The 15,116-nt window shown below is 35.2% G+C and carries 14 protein-coding genes; 7 read left to right on the top strand and 7 right to left on the bottom strand.

Going from position 1 to position 15,116, the window contains the following annotated elements; translation table 11 throughout:
• The first annotated feature begins 255 nt into the window (after positions 1–255).
• Positions 256–1,557 carry an NCS2 family permease gene (locus ACSBPO_RS05160; protein WP_442598997.1) on the top strand — a complete coding sequence of 434 codons (1,302 nt, stop codon included), beginning with the start codon at positions 256–258 and terminating at the stop codon, positions 1,555–1,557.
• Between the two features lie 304 nt (positions 1,558–1,861).
• A complete protein-coding gene (locus ACSBPO_RS05155; protein WP_442598996.1) occupies positions 1,862–4,894 on the top strand; it encodes an efflux RND transporter permease subunit in 3,033 nt (1,010 codons plus the stop codon).
• Positions 4,895–5,646: 752 nt separating this feature from the next.
• Here the strand turns inward: ACSBPO_RS05155 and ACSBPO_RS05150 are convergent.
• Positions 5,647–7,032, bottom strand: a complete 1,386-nt coding sequence (locus ACSBPO_RS05150; RefSeq protein WP_442598995.1) for an L-cystine transporter — start codon at positions 7,030–7,032, stop codon at positions 5,647–5,649.
• Between the two features lie 269 nt (positions 7,033–7,301).
• Here ACSBPO_RS05150 and ACSBPO_RS05145 point away from each other — a divergent pair, with 269 nt between their 5' ends.
• The 4 genes from ACSBPO_RS05145 to ACSBPO_RS05130 all read left to right on the top strand — a co-directional run bounded on the left by ACSBPO_RS05145 (position 7,302) and on the right by ACSBPO_RS05130 (position 8,650).
• The gene (locus ACSBPO_RS05145; protein ID WP_442598994.1) at positions 7,302–7,454 is read left to right on the top strand and encodes a YpzG family protein; all 153 of its coding nucleotides are present in this window, start codon (positions 7,302–7,304) and stop codon (positions 7,452–7,454) included.
• 128 nt (positions 7,455–7,582) lie between these two features.
• Positions 7,583–7,786 (top strand): hypothetical protein, encoded by a 204-nt coding sequence (locus ACSBPO_RS05140; protein ID WP_442598993.1) that lies wholly within the window; start codon positions 7,583–7,585, stop codon positions 7,784–7,786.
• Positions 7,786–7,980: a YwbE family protein gene (locus ACSBPO_RS05135; RefSeq protein ID WP_442598992.1), complete on the top strand. Its 195-nt coding sequence runs from the start codon at positions 7,786–7,788 to the stop codon at positions 7,978–7,980. The genes ACSBPO_RS05140 and ACSBPO_RS05135 overlap by 1 nt, the downstream gene beginning before the upstream one ends.
• A 70-nt stretch (positions 7,981–8,050) precedes the next feature.
• The gene (locus ACSBPO_RS05130; protein ID WP_442600309.1) at positions 8,051–8,650 is read left to right on the top strand and encodes a DNA-3-methyladenine glycosylase; all 600 of its coding nucleotides are present in this window, start codon (positions 8,051–8,053) and stop codon (positions 8,648–8,650) included.
• 206 nt (positions 8,651–8,856) lie between these two features.
• On the opposite strand, the gene ACSBPO_RS05125 is transcribed toward ACSBPO_RS05130, so the two are convergent.
• From ACSBPO_RS05125 to ACSBPO_RS05110, 4 genes are all read right to left on the bottom strand, one after another.
• Complete coding sequence (locus ACSBPO_RS05125) at positions 8,857–9,255, bottom strand: cytidine deaminase (protein ID WP_442598991.1); 399 nt, start codon at positions 9,253–9,255, stop codon at positions 8,857–8,859.
• 33 nt (positions 9,256–9,288) lie between these two features.
• A complete protein-coding gene (locus tag ACSBPO_RS05120) occupies positions 9,289–9,459 on the bottom strand; it encodes a XapX domain-containing protein (protein ID WP_442598990.1) in 171 nt (56 codons plus the stop codon).
• Positions 9,460–9,488: 29 nt separating this feature from the next.
• Positions 9,489–10,163: a deoxyribose-phosphate aldolase gene (gene deoC, locus ACSBPO_RS05115; RefSeq protein WP_442598989.1), complete on the bottom strand. Its 675-nt coding sequence runs from the start codon at positions 10,161–10,163 to the stop codon at positions 9,489–9,491.
• Between the two features lie 249 nt (positions 10,164–10,412).
• Positions 10,413–11,366, bottom strand: a complete 954-nt coding sequence (locus ACSBPO_RS05110; protein WP_442598988.1) for a sugar-binding transcriptional regulator — start codon at positions 11,364–11,366, stop codon at positions 10,413–10,415.
• 235 nt (positions 11,367–11,601) lie between these two features.
• On the opposite strand from ACSBPO_RS05110, the gene ACSBPO_RS05105 reads away from it, so the two are divergent.
• Positions 11,602–13,761, top strand: a complete 2,160-nt coding sequence (locus ACSBPO_RS05105) for an MMPL family transporter (protein WP_442598987.1) — start codon at positions 11,602–11,604, stop codon at positions 13,759–13,761.
• A 34-nt stretch (positions 13,762–13,795) separates the two neighbouring features.
• On the opposite strand, the gene ACSBPO_RS05100 is transcribed toward ACSBPO_RS05105, so the two are convergent.
• Positions 13,796–14,281: a (2Fe-2S)-binding protein gene (locus ACSBPO_RS05100; RefSeq protein WP_442598986.1), complete on the bottom strand. Its 486-nt coding sequence runs from the start codon at positions 14,279–14,281 to the stop codon at positions 13,796–13,798.
• Positions 14,282–15,115: an FAD binding domain-containing protein gene (locus ACSBPO_RS05095; RefSeq protein ID WP_442598985.1), complete on the bottom strand. Its 834-nt coding sequence runs from the start codon at positions 15,113–15,115 to the stop codon at positions 14,282–14,284.
• Between the last annotated feature and the right edge of the window lies 1 nt (position 15,116).

Here is a 15,116-nt window from a genome sequence, read left to right as displayed (position 1 = left end):
CACTCCTTTGTAGTTATTTGGTTCTGATGTAGCTTGTCTTTTTCGTTTTCGCTAGATGTAGACTGAACTTTTACCTAGCCGTCAATTGCTTGTACATCCTATATACCTCAGAAAGTGACATTTAAACATAAGGTATTGAAATTGTGTAAATACTATTTTTATAGTTCTTTTCTAAAAAACTATTGATTACACACCAAATAACGAATATTATATTAGTTGTGATTAAAAATGTTCGTGTTTACGGAGGGGTTTTTGTTGTTTAGGCTTAAAGAAAATAATACAAATGTAAAAACTGAAGTATTAGCAGGGATTACAACCTTTTTAACAATGGTTTATATTGTGATTGTTAATCCGATTATTTTAGCGGATGCAGGCGTACCGTTTGCCCAAGTATTTACTGCTACTATTATTGCAACAGTGGCAGGAACGTTATGGATGGGGTTATTTGCAAACTATCCGATTGCCATTGCACCAGGTATGGGATTGAATGCTTATTTTGCCTATTCTGTAGTTGGAACTCATGGAAATATTTCTTATATGACGGCTTTTGCAGCAGTATTTATTGCTGGGATTATTTTTATCATTTTATCTTTAACACCTTTTCGAAAAAATTTAATTGAAGCAATTCCTGAAAACCTAAAACATGGGATAACAGCAGGTATCGGACTATTTATTGCATTTATTGGTCTTCGTTTAACTGGGATCATTCAGGCACATCCAACCAATTTGGTTGGCTTAGGTGATCTACATACTCCATCAGCTATTTTAGCCTTAATTGGCCTCGCTGTGACCTTGATTTTATTGGTATTACGTGTAAATGGCGCTTTATTTTTTGGTATGATCATAACAGGTATCATCGCTTTCTTTAGCGGTCAATTATCTTTCAATGAAGGATTTGTTTCATTACCAAGTCTTCCTGAAGGATTAATTGTTTTGAATCCAGTTGATGCTTTTTCAGAAGTTATCCAACATAGCCTTTATGCAGTCGTGTTCTCCTTTTTATTAGTAACCATCTTTGACACGACCGGAACGATGATTGGGGTTGCTCAACAAGCAGGTTTGATGAAAGGAAATACAATGCCTCGTGCACGTGAGGCTTTGTTATCTGATTCCATTGCTACAACTATTGGGTCAATGTTTGGAACAAGCCCAACTTCAGCCTATATCGAATCGTCTAGCGGTGTAGCGGCTGGTGGTAGAACAGGATTAACATCATTAACAGTTGCGGTGTTGTTTATTATTGCGGCCTTTTTTGGTCCTCTTGTAAGTGCAGTTTCTGGAATTTCTGCGATTACAGCTCCTGCCTTAATTATTGTTGGTAGTTTAATGATGGGAAGTATTTCTCATATTAAATGGGATGAAATTGATGAAGCATTCCCTGCCTTCCTAATTATTCTAAGCATGCCACTAACTTCAAGTATTGCTACTGGAATTGCATTAGGATTCATCTCTTATCCACTGTTAAAAATAGTTAAAGGACAATGGCGCCAGGTACACCCCCTATTATATCTGTTTGCTGTTCTATTCTTTATTCAATTGGCATTCCTGCCACACTAATTCATACATCAAAAGGCTGTCGAGATCTTCTCGACAGCCTTTTTCTTCTTCTTTTATCTATATGCAACTAAGTCTTAAGTCTTATTTCAAATTAATACTCAGGTTCGTTATGGAAAGTTTTTCTAATAGTTAAGATAATACATGGAAAGGAGGTTATGGCCTCGAGCTTTTTGGTTATTATCTTAATGAACAAAAGTTTTTCTATACTTTTTTTGTCAATACACTTGTTTTTTATTACGCAAGTGTTAATATCTTAACTGTTGTATTTATAGTTATTTTTTACCATGAATGGAGGTTTTTACAAATGAGTTGGTTTACCAAATGGGCCTTTGGTAACAAAGTTGCAGTTACCATTATGTCTGTCTTAATCCTAATTTTGGGTGTTGTTAGCTACTTTACATTACCGATGGAATTTCTTCCTTCTGCAGATAATCCTCAAGTAACAGTTATTGTAATGGGGCAAGGAACAGATTCTAAAACGATGGAAGGTCAAGTAACAATCCCTCTTGAAGAGTCTGTTACAGGAGTAAAAGGAAAGAAAAATATCTTCTCTACTACTGGAGATGGATTTTCCAAGATAGATATCTTCTATGAATCTGGAACCAGCATGAAAGAAGCAAAGCAAGAAGTAGATGAAGCAATTGGAAAGGTACAGTTGCCTCAAAATGTTTCAAAACCAATTGTTGTACAGCTTAATACATCCATGATTCCAATTGCTGAAATAGCTGTTACCTTTGACGAAGGGATTACCCCTGAAAATGTAGATTTAGCCAAAAATAAAATTGTACCCTATTTAAAGGATATTGATGGTGTTTCAAATGTTCAAGTGTTTGGGGCAACAGATTCTTATCTCTCAGTGAAGCTTGATAATGAAAAAATGGCAAGCAAGCAGGTTTCATTTCAAAATGTCATGACATTACTTCAAGGAAAAAATATGGCAATGGCCGTAGGCGAAAAAACCATTAATGGTCAGGCAAGTAATATTCAAGTAGTTGGTACGATTGATACACTAGAAAAAGTAAAGCAGTTACAAGTAGCACCTACTGTTTCTCTTAAGGATATTGCGACTATTGAAGTGAAAAAACCAGAAGATTCATTGAATCGAATCAATGGTTCTGAAGGATTATACTTGATTGTACAAAAAGAGAGTCAAGCCAATGCAGTTTCAATTGGGAAAAAAATTAAGGAAGCTGCAAAAGACTTAAACAAAAAATATGAAAATATTTCCGTTAGTGTTCCTATTGCTACTGCCGATATGGTAGAAACATCTGTTAAAGCAATGATGAAAGAAGTATTGCTAGGGGCATTCTTTGCAACAATCGTTATTATGCTATTTTTAAGAAATATTCGTTCAACCTTTATTACGATCGTTTCAATACCTCTTTCTTTAGCATTTACCTTATTCTTACTTTCTCGTTCAGGAGTTACATTAAACATTTTAACTCTTGGTGGAGTTGCAGTAGCTGTTGGGCGATTAGTTGATGACAGTATCGTGGTCATTGAGAATATCTTCCGTAAAATGCAAAAGGAATCATTTTCCATTAAAATGGTCATTGATGCTACAAAAGAAGTTGGCTCAGCCATTACGGCTTCAACACTAACAACGGTTGCAGTTTTCCTGCCAATCGGTTTAGTTAGCGGCAGCTTACAAGAGTTTATTCTTCCATTTGCTCTTACAGTAACATATTCTTTATTAACTTCATTAATCGTCGCATTAACAGTTGTACCATTAATGAGTGCTGGATTATTAAAAAACACGAAACTACCTAAACATAAACCTTCAAAAAAGTTTTCAAACTTCCTTACATGGTCATTAAATCATAAATGGGTTGTTTTAAGTTTAGCATTTATCATTTTTGCTGGTTCAATCGGAACTTATTTTGTAATGCCAAAGGGAGCAGTCGATAGTTCTTCTGCAGAATTTATTCAGATGAGTTTGAACTACCCTAATAATACGCCAATTGAAAAAGTAAAGAGCGATGCATTAAAACTAGAGGATTATGTTTCTAAACAAGGTGAAGTAAAAGAATTTATTACTCAAGTTGGGAATAATGCCGATAGTGCCCAATTTGGAAATATCGGATCTCCAACCTCAGCCAATATTATGGCAATTATGAAGGATAAAAAAGATACCGAGGCTTTTATTAAAAAAGTAGAAAATCAGGAAAACGAATACCCTGATGCTGATTTCTCAGTTATAGGTGCTTCCCTAATGGGTGGTGGATCCCCACAAATTACGATTGATGTTTTAGGAGACAATCTAAAGCAACTCGAAGAAACGGCTAATACTATTAAGGAAGAAATCAAAGATATTAAAGGTATTGAATCAGTAGAAACAAATCAAGATGAAAAGAAGACCGTATACTCTTTAGTTGTTGATCCTGCAAAAGCTCAAACAGACCAAATTGCACAGCAAGTATCGGTGATGCTCAATAAGGTACCACTTGGTACTATTCAATTAGATGACCAAACAACAAATGTGTTTCTAGAGCCAATGCTTGAGCCAAAAACACCTAAAGATTTGGAAAATATAATGATTATGACTCCACAAGGTATGGTTCCGGTATCGAATGTGGCCAAACTCCAATCCGAGGAAAAGCCAACAAGTGAGTTCCATAAGGATGGAGAACCATATATTCGTGTCATTGCTTCCGTCGATTCGAAAAAACTATCTGAAATTTCTAAGGAAATTAACCTAACTATTTTCGGCAACAAACAAGCAGGCAAAAAGGGCATGGATCTTTCAGATGATGTGGAAGTACTTGTTGGTGGAGCCAGTGCCCAACAAGCAAGTGATTTTACTGACTTATTTATGACTATGTTAATTTCTGTAGGAATTGTATTCCTCATTATGGTCATTACATTCAAAACGGTTCGTGCACCAATTGCGATTCTCTTCTCATTGCCACTTGCAGCCATTGGGGCAATATTAGGATTGTTAATCAGCCGTATTCCAGTTGATATTACTTCCTTATTAGGTGCATTAATGTTAATTGGCGTTGTTGTAACGAATGCCATTGTTTTACTAGATCGCGTGAAGCAAAATGAACAAAAGATGATTATTCGGGATGCAATTGTCGAAGCTGCGACAACAAGAATGCGTCCAATACTTATGACTGCTGTCGCCACCATTTGTGCTATGCTTCCTCTTCTATTTAAAAAAGCTGAAACCGGAAGCCTAGTATCACAAAACTTAGCAATCGTGGTAATCGGTGGACTTAGTGTAGCTACCTTATTAACACTTGTTGTCATCCCTGTTGTTTATGAACTATTTCATTTTAAAAAATCTAAAAAACAGCGTTTAAAACAAGCTGAAGTTACTGATTTAAGCGCATAATGAAAAAAGAGCCAGCCCGCAAAATTTATAAGGGGTTCTCTTTTGGAGTGCAAAACGTGAAAAAATAACTCAAATAGCATGTTAAATCACATATGATTTAGCATGCTATTTTTTATTGGTATAAAAACGTTTATGACATTTAAATTTGAGAATGAACACTGAAATTAGCATTCCGAATAGCAAAGTGAGAATGAACATTCTCATGCTGTTCGTTTATAAGTTAAAACGGTTGTTAATACTTCGTTAAATTTGATAGGTATGGAAGATTTTCAAACATAAAATAGATGCACACGGAAGAAAGAATTCTTGTCCTTAATTAAGTAACCAGCGAAAGTAAAACATAAGCGGAGAATTTCCGGTTAAATTCATAATGGAGCTCATTTCGGGCTAAATAAGGGGAGATTTTCCGATTATGCCAAGCAAAATCACCCATTTTCATGTTTTTTGAGTCGATAGGCGGAATCTCTCCGTCTATTTAAGCTCTTTTCAGTGCTATTAACTAATTAAGCGGAATTTATCCGTCTATTTATCAAATTAGTTCGGATGTTATCTGATCTCCCCTTTAAATCTGTTAGTTTAATTCCAAGTATTACGACTTTGAAATATCATGGGTCATATTCAGAAGCAAAAAAAGCATGATGATTAAATTGCTAATCACCATGCATTTTACTACGTTATTTGTACTGTTATTTATGATTTTGCACTCCAAAAGAGAACCCGTTAGCAAAATTTAGGGTTGGCTCTTTTCATATTTATATTTCTGCTTCAATCTTATTGGTCAGATCTTTATAAACATCTCCATCGATTTCACCCGTAAATCGACTGGTTAGGATACCAGAAGTCATTGCCCCGCTAACATTTACCGCCGTACGCCCCATATCAATTAGTGGCTCAATTGAAATGAGTAATCCAGCCAAACCTACCGGAAGATCTAAAGCGGAAAGTACGATAATAGCAGCAAAGGTAGCTCCTCCCCCTACTCCTGCTACACCAAAGCTACTAATTGCTACAACGGCAATTACTGTAACAATAAAGGATGGAGAAAGCGGGTTAATTCCAACTGTTGGTGCAATCATAACAGCTAACATTGCAGGATAAATTCCTGCACAACCGTTTTGACCAATCGATAGCCCGAAAGAACCTGCAAAGTTTGCAATGGCGTCAGGTACTCCTAATGATTTTTGTGTCTTAATGGTTATTGGTAATGCCCCAGCACTTGTTCTAGATGTAAAAGCAAAGGTTAGAACCGGAAATGCTTTTTTCACATAAGTAACTGGATTTAGACCAGTTACAGATAAAAGGATCAAATGAATAACAAACATGACCAATAAAGCTACATAGGATGCAATGACAAACTTGCCTAGTTTTAAAATAGCATCCATATCACTTAATGCTACGGCTTTAGTCATTATGGCTAAAACGCCATAAGGTGTTAACCTTAATATAAGGGTAACTACTCTCATAATTACGGCATAAACAGAATCAACAAGTTTCTCAAACAGTTCTGCACGTTCAGGTGACTTTCTTCTAACACCTAAGAATGCAACCCCAATAAAGGCTGAAAAAATAACGACTGAAATGGTAGAAGTAGCTCTTGCACCAGTAAAATCTAAAAATGGATTGGCCGGCAATAAATCCAGCATTTGTTGGGGAAAGGTCTTATCTCCAATATCCGTTAATTTTTGCTCTAAAAGCTCCCCTCTCGCTGTTTCTGCATCCCCTGCATGAATTTGAATCGCTTCTAAATCAAATCCGATTGCCGTTGCAATACCTACTCCAGCTGCAACAGCTGTTGTTCCAATTAACAATCCTAAAATAAGAGTGCTAATTTTACCTACATTATGAGTCAGATTCATTTTGGTAAAAGCCGCTAATATTGAAATAAAGACAAGAGGCATAACAACCATTTGTAAAAGTTTAATATATCCAACCCCAACTAGATTAAACCAATCAATCGATTTGATAACTACCTCTGATGTAGGATCGTAAATCCCTTGTAGGATAAAACCATAAATGATTCCTACTGCTAAAGCTAAAAAGACTCTCTTTGAAAAAGATACATGCTTCTTTTGGAGTGAAAATAAACCAATGATGAGCAACAACATGACAATAATGTTAATCCAAAAACCAACTGTCATCTTTCATTCCTCCTCAATTATTAGTAAGCCATTCCAAGGCACGTATTCATATAAGTGAAGTAGGAATTAAAGTAAAAAAATAATAGTATGCCTTAATCCAATTTATGACTTTACTACTTTATTTATGTGAATTAGCAATTGAGGTTTTAAATTTTTATTCATCATGCACAGTGTATGTTTTTCTAGCTTTTATCAAATACTTTAAATGATATTCATGGAATATCATTGGATTTCAGAATATCCTATCCTAACTATGAGGTGATACGAAAATGAGTTATCAAGATCATTTAGATCAACATTCTCAACAGTTTCACCATAATTGGACAAGACCTAAGCGTACTAAATCTCAAGTAAATGGGCATACGCAACTGTCACAAAACAACATTATACTAAGAAGTAATGCGAAGGCACACAGATGGTAGAGGATACTTCTGAAAGACAAAGAAAGAAGACTTATGCGGAGTCTTCTTTCTTTTTTTCTTTTTTAAAATTTTAAATTGAGAAAGAATCGTTTATACTGTATGTAGGACAAAATGTATGGAGGATTCCAATGACTGAAACAAATAAAACAACTGAAACTGAAGCTCCTAAGAAAAAAATGAGCTTACAAGAGGCAATGAAACAGCAATTAGCTAATAAAAAGAATCAGCAAATGGGTGGACAATCAGGCTTTAATGGTTCACAATCCACCAAAAAAATGCAAAGCCAGCAAACTAAAAAAGTGAGTAATCAACGCAGAAAAATGGGCGTGTAATGAACGGTCAAAATAGAAAAGACATCTTCCCAGGAGCACAGGTTGATATTGTTCTAAAATCAGACCAAAGAACAGGTAAGTTAACCAGTGGGATTGTAAAAGATATTTTAACCAATTCAAGCTTTCATCCTCATGGAATTAAAGTTAGATTAACTGATGGCCAAGTAGGAAGAGTACAGACAATTAAGAGTTAAGCATCAAGGAGATAATCCTTGATGCTTAACTCTTTTTATCTCAGGATAATTTTTTATTAAAAGTGAGCTGATTCTTTTGAAGAGTGATTCGAATATTATATTACCTTCTTCCTTCTATCAAATTCCTACCCTTGAATTAGCGCAAAATCTTCTAGGTTGTATTTTAATCAAAAAGACAGAAGATGGTAATTGTTCAGGATATATTGTGGAAACAGAAGCCTATTTGGGACCTACTGACAGAGCTGCTCATAGTTTTAATAATCGGCGAACCAAAAGAACAGAAGTAATGTTTGGTAGTTCCGGACACGCCTATACGTATACAATGCATACGCACTGTCTAGTAAATGTCGTCAGTGGTAATAAAAATGCTCCCGAGGCTATTTTGATTAGAGCTTTAGAACCGCTGACTGGTATTGATCAAATGATAAAAAGAAGAGGTACTAACCAAATCAAAAATTTGACTAGTGGCCCTGGAAAGTTGACAAAGGCTATGGGGATTAATATGGATGATTATGGCCACCCATTATGGATGGAACCTCTTTATATTGTAAAAGGATATGAACCGATTTCGATTTCAAATGGGAAAAGAATCGGTATTGCTAATTCTGGTGAGGCCGCTGAGTATCCTTGGAGATTTTGGATTACAGGCAATCCATTTGTTTCAAGATAGAATTTTTGTAGATAGAGTTTGGGGCTTGAAGTTGATAAGTTTGAAATTCGGTTGATAAATTTGAGGTAGTGGTTGATAAATGATGAAATTCGGTTGATAAATTTTAAATGGGTTGATAAATCGGGTTTAGGTCATTAAATCAGAATTCTCTAGATAACAATTGGCATAAAAAAGAGCGAATCTATGTGATTCGCTCTTTTTGTACATTATTTATCTAAATCTTTCGGTGAAAATGCACCTGGTAAAAGGTCAGCAACCGTTATTTTTTGAGTATCACCTTTTAAATTGGTTAAGATGACTTCCATATTGGGGTCACAAAACTCTGATATGACCTGGCGGCATGCACCACATGGGGAACAAGGTCCTTCTGTATCCGCAACTACAGCCAAGGAGGAAAATTCCGTAACACCTTCAGATATTGCTTTGAAGAAAGCTGTTCTTTCTGCACAATTAGTCATGCTATAACCTGCATTTTCGATATTACAGCCTTTGTATACAGTTCCATCTTTCGCCAATAGGGCAGCCCCTACTTTAAAATTCGAATATGGAACATACGCTCTTTCCCTAGCATCGATCGCTTCTTTAATTAATTGTTTTTCCTCCATTGGTTTGAACCTCCCATGACTACTTATTGATATTTATTGTTGAAAAAACTTCATAATATATTCAACAACAACTCCGCCGAACCAAACCCCAACAACACCCATTACTGCCGAAAAAACAGGCGGAGCAGGTAAAGGCAATTTTAAAAATTTAAATAAAATACCTACAAGCATCCCAGCTATAGCTGCTAAAAAAACTTCTTTCATAGTATATGCCCCTCTTTATTAATTTAAGTTTAATACAAACTTGAAGATGTTTCACCTTTTACGATTGAGACACCTGAACTTGCGCCAATTCGTGTTGCACCTGCTTCAACCATGGCAAATGCATCTTCACGGCTTCTTACCCCTCCAGAAGCTTTAACACCAATATTTGGTCCGACAACTTTTCTCATTAAAGCAATATCTTCTACTGTTGCTCCACCAGTTGAAAATCCTGTTGATGTCTTAACAAAATCAGTTCCAGCTTTAACTGCGATCTGAGAAGCTCTTTCTTTTTCTTCATTTGTCAGTAGAGAAGTTTCGATAATAACCTTTGTTAATGCTTTACCTTTAGCAGCTTCCACAACCGCGCGGATATCTTGTTCCACTAACGCATCGTTTTTATCTTTTAAAGCTCCGATATTTATGACCATATCTACTTCCGTTGCACCATTTTCAATAGCATTCTTTGTTTCGAATGCTTTTACTTCTGGCGTATTGGCACCTAGAGGGAAACCAATAACCGTACATACCTTTACTTCTGGTGTATCCTTTAAAAGTTCTGCTGCTGTTTTTACCCAAGTAGGATTTACACAGACAGAGGCAAACTTATATTCCTTTGCTTCAGCAACTAATTTTAAAATATCTTCTTTTAATGTATCTGCTTTTAATGCTGTATGGTCAATCATACTTCCGATATTGTTTATCATCTATATCAACCTTTCCTTACTTTAGATTAAATTCTACCTAGATTTATTATTAGACTCTCCACTTGAACAAGTTATCCTTAAGGTAATCCTTGGCTTAAGCGGTAAAAGAGCTCTGAATAAATGTAAAAAGATACCCCATTAATCCATTTACTAAGAGTACCACTTAGTAAATATACCAGATTAATGAACAAATGTAACTATATAAATTTTACATTTGTAAAAAATAATACACTTTTCACTAATTTGTCACTAAATTTCAGTAGCTTTATCTAATAAAAATTGTGCTGTAAATTGATCGGTGATTAAGACGTTCGCATATCCACCTTTTAAAGCACCATATATACCTTCAATTTTATTTGGACCTCCAGCCACTAGGATAGATTGCTCCTTCTGTTTTAAGTCCTCTAAGTCTATCCCTAATGTTCTGTCATTAAGACTTTTATTACATACCTTTCCATCCTTATCAAAGAATCTTGAACAAATGTCACCCACTGCTCGTGGATAAAGAGTTTTTAAATCCTCTTCGGTAAAATAACCTAATTGAAATAAAAGGGATTCGGATTTTACAGGGCCAATAGTAAATAGTGCTATATTGGCTTGTTTACCTAGTTCAAGTATTTTACGAATGTGTCGATCTGCCTCCATCGCTTGTTTAACCACTACATGGTCAACAATTGCAGGTAAAGGTAAATGATGCGGAGTTGTATTAAACGCCTTCCCAAATAAATAGAGAATTTCAGATGCATACGTATTTGTTTCCGCATGTGACACTCCGCCCTTTAATTGAACGACCTTTACATCCCTTACAAACTTTTGTTTTAATTCAATGGCTACATGATAAAGTGTAGTACCCCATGTGACACCAATAATGTCCTGATCTTTTATAGTTGAATCTAAATAAGCAGCTGTCTTTTCACCTAAATAGTTTTTTATAATGTTATCTTCGTATTGCGGTATTGAGGCTATAACTGCTTTCTTTAGTTGGAATCTTTCTTCTAATTCTTTAGATAAATTCTCCACATTTTCAGTTGGATCCATTATTTTTATTTGAACAATACCCTCAGATTTTGCTTGCTGAAGGAATCTTGAAACGGTTGGGCGAGAAACACCTAACATTTTGGCAATATCACTCTGGTTATAGTCCAATAAATAATACAGTTTAGCTGCTTCAATCACTTTGTTAAACTTTGGATCTCGTTCCACCATCATCACCTACAAATCATAATCGAAAACACTTTTTATTCTAATCCGTTTTTGAACTTTTGTAAAATATTTATTTTACAATTGTAAAAGTGTGGTTCGCTTTTAGTTTATGTAAAAAACAATTGTATAAAGTTTGGTGGTGAAATGAAGTATTGGGAAAACTGGAAAAGGAACATAATAAAAAGGAATTCATGACTTTATTTATTTAGGATAGAAATGAGGAGCCTTTAGAAAAATGAAAACTTATCACAATGGGATATTTCGATTCCGTTTTTTTATAGCACTTCTTTGGCTGTGTTTAATCATCTTTTTAGGTTATTATGCTTTGAAATTACCTGGGGTTTTAAGTGGAAATGGATTTGAATACGCTGGAGATTACAAGAAGACAAATTTGATTCTTAAAAGTGAGTTTGGAAAGGCGAATACCCCAGTGATCATTCTTTTCGAAAATAAAGATCATATGGAGCCTAAGAAATGGAAAGAATCCATTCATTCCTTTTTTGAAAAAACCAAGGAAATCCCATATATAAACCAACGTATTTCTCCTCTCGACTCTTCAGATATGATAAAAGGAGACTTGGCTTACGGAATTCTTTTTTTTGCTCCATTAAAAGAAGATGAATTAAAGCCATTATTAAAGGATTTACGAGAAATGGCCAATCGGCAAAAGCATGGAGTGGTTTCGGTAACGGGAGAACCCATCATGGTGGAGGATTTAAACAAAGCTAGCCAGGAGGATTTGGCAAAGGCTGAAATGATTGGTTTGCCCATCGCCTTGATCGTATTAGTTTTAGCATTTGGGGGTTTTGTAGCAGCTTGTATACCATTAATCATTGGCGTAAGTTCGATATTAGTCAGTATGGGGATGGTTTACTTTTTTCATCATCATGTAGATTTGTCCATTTTTATTCTAAACATTATCCCTATGATCGGTTTAGCCTTAAGTATTGATTTTGCCCTTCTTTTTATTAACCGCTATAAAGAAGAAATAAGAAAAAATACTCGTGAAGATTCTTTAGTGATCACACTCCAAACAGCAGGACGGTCAATTATTTTTTCAGGACTTTGCGTATTTATAGGATTGTCTGGTTTGCTTTTTATTCAAATTGATATCTTTCAAAATGTCGCTATTGGAGGGATGATTGTTGTTTTCATTTCCATCCTATCCTCCCTTACTTTATTACCAATGATCTTATATTTTTTAGGTAACAAAATTAATGCTCTTCCTTTAATTAAAATAAAGAATAATCAAGATAAGATTTGGAATCGGTTTGCCCAATTTGTTATGCGTTATCCCATTCTTATTACCATCCTATCTTTGGCAGCTTTACTTGTATGCTTAGGACCCATAAGAGATATCCGATTAGACATCCCTGGTATGGATTCTTTACCGCCACATTATGAATCAAGAATTGCATACGAAAAGTATAAGGAACATTTTATTCCTAAAGAGTTAGATGAAGAAAATGAATTATTGATGGTTTTAGTAACTAAAAATGAAATATTAGATAAGTCCAATCTTACAGACGTATTTCAATTCATTAAGACTCTTAAGAATGAGAAAGTGGTCACCTTTGTGGAATCCCCTTTTTCTATTTCAAAAATCGAAAACCCGGAAATGTTTCTTCATATGTGGCAGCAAGACCCAAGGCTATCTAAAGGGCAAGAGTCTTATATACATCAGAATAAAATGTTAATAAAAGTTTATATAGACGATAAAATTAATAGAGGCAAAGTTCGTTCTTGGGTGAAGAATTGGGAGAAGAAAGAACTTCCCTTTCAACTTCATTTAGGAGGACAAATCAAGTTTGAACAAGAAATTTTTGATGAAATCTATCACAAAGCCCCATACGGGTTATTTTTAATACTTTTATCAACGTTCTTTATTCTAACGGCGGCTTTTAAATCCATTCTCATACCGTTAAAAGCGATATTTATGAATATGTTAAGTTTAGGGGCTACCTTTGGAATCGTGGTTTGGATTTTTCAATATGGTCATTTCAATATGACTCCCGTTTCCATAGGTTTAATCCTACCCGTATTTGTTTTTAGTCTAGTGTTCGGTCTTTCAATGGATTATGAGGTCTTCTTAATCTCAAGAATTCATGAAGTTTATTTGGAAACGAAGGATAATGGATATGCAACTGTACAAGGTTTGACCACTACAAGTAAGATTATTTCTTCGGCTGCTGCCATCATGATTGTGATAACCGGTGCTTTTTCTTTTACTGGAGTCATGCCGATAAAACAGATAGGTATTGGTATTGCTATAGCTATCTTTATTGATGCAACCATTGTGCGCCTTCTTTTAGTGCCAGCCCTAATGAAGCTTTTAGGCGATTGGAATTGGTGGTTTTTTGGCTTAAATAGAGGAAAGGCTGAAACGAATAAATAGGAGATTATGGATGCATAATCTCCTTTTTCATTAATCATTCATTTTTGTTTTCTTTTGAATTCAGTACAGAGTGAACGGCTGTTTCTATTTCATGATAGCTTGTGCATCTACATATATTGGATGAAAGCCATTCTTTTATTACTTTGTTGGAGGGATTTTCGTGGTTTATTATTAATCCCTGACAATTCATGATAAATCCTGGTGTACAATATCCACACTGAAAAGCAAAGTTTTCAACGAACGCATTTTGTATCGGTGTATTTTTTAAACCTTCAATCGTCGTGATTTGATGGTCAACTGCTTCAATAGCGAGCATAATACAGGATTTCATAGGGGTATGATCGATTAAGACTGTACAGGCCCCACAATCTCCATTCAAGCAGCCTGGTTTATGTCCCGTTAATCCTAGTTCATGACGTAGAATATATAAAAGCGTATCGACAGGACGTATCTCTACATTTTTTATTTCGCAATTAATATGAAATGGAATATTCATCTTATTTGATTGACCTTGTATCATTTATTTCCCCTCCATCCATCTCAAAAAGTCCATTAAGGTATTTTTAAGGACAAATAATCGGTAATCGTTTGAACCTTCAACATCGTTTAGGACAGGTCCTGGTATATGATGGAGTGCATTTTCTATCCTGTTTTCATAAGATATACCCTGGTTATTTAATTCTTTTTCCATTTCCAAAGACCTGAAGGGAAATGGACATAATCCACTAAATGCAAATCTCAATTCACCATTTATTTTTAATGTTGCTGCAGTTATTAACGGATAACCGGTTTCCCATTGCTGTCGCTTTTTAACAGCTATAAAAGGTAGACTTAAAGTGCTTGTATCCGTTAAAATCTGTACTAAAAATTCTCCTTCTTTTAACTGAATCTCTTTATTAAAAATAGACTGGATTGGTTCAACTCTTACTCCATTTTTACTGGCAATGGCAAATTGACTCTCTGCTAACAAGAAGGGCAAAACAGCTTCGCGGTAAAAAATCATCCCACATATATTACCGCCAACTGTAATTTTATTTCGTGCTGTTCGGTCAGCTATTTCGCTTGAGACACTTGTAAATAACGGAAATGGATTACGATCTTCTAATACCGTTAATGAAATTGCTGATCCTGTGACGAAAACATCTGTTGTTTCTTGAATGGACATACATTCAGGAATTCCCTTGATATCGATAATTGATTTGGGTTCAATTAAATTTAGCCTGCCGAGTGTAATAATTTCTGTTCCACCGGAGTAATACATCGGCTTTCGATTTTCTTGCTGCAGCTTGTCAAATAATTCAACTGCTTCCTTTATACTGGACGGTTTATAATAGCCAATCTCTGCTGCTAACAAT

It is taken from the genome of Neobacillus sp. D3-1R (assembly GCF_052180215.1).
Taxonomy (GTDB): domain Bacteria; phylum Bacillota; class Bacilli; order Bacillales; family Cytobacillaceae; genus Pseudoneobacillus.
The sequence above is the reverse complement of the archived record's forward strand: the minus strand, read 5'-3'. Positions and strand labels throughout refer to the sequence as shown.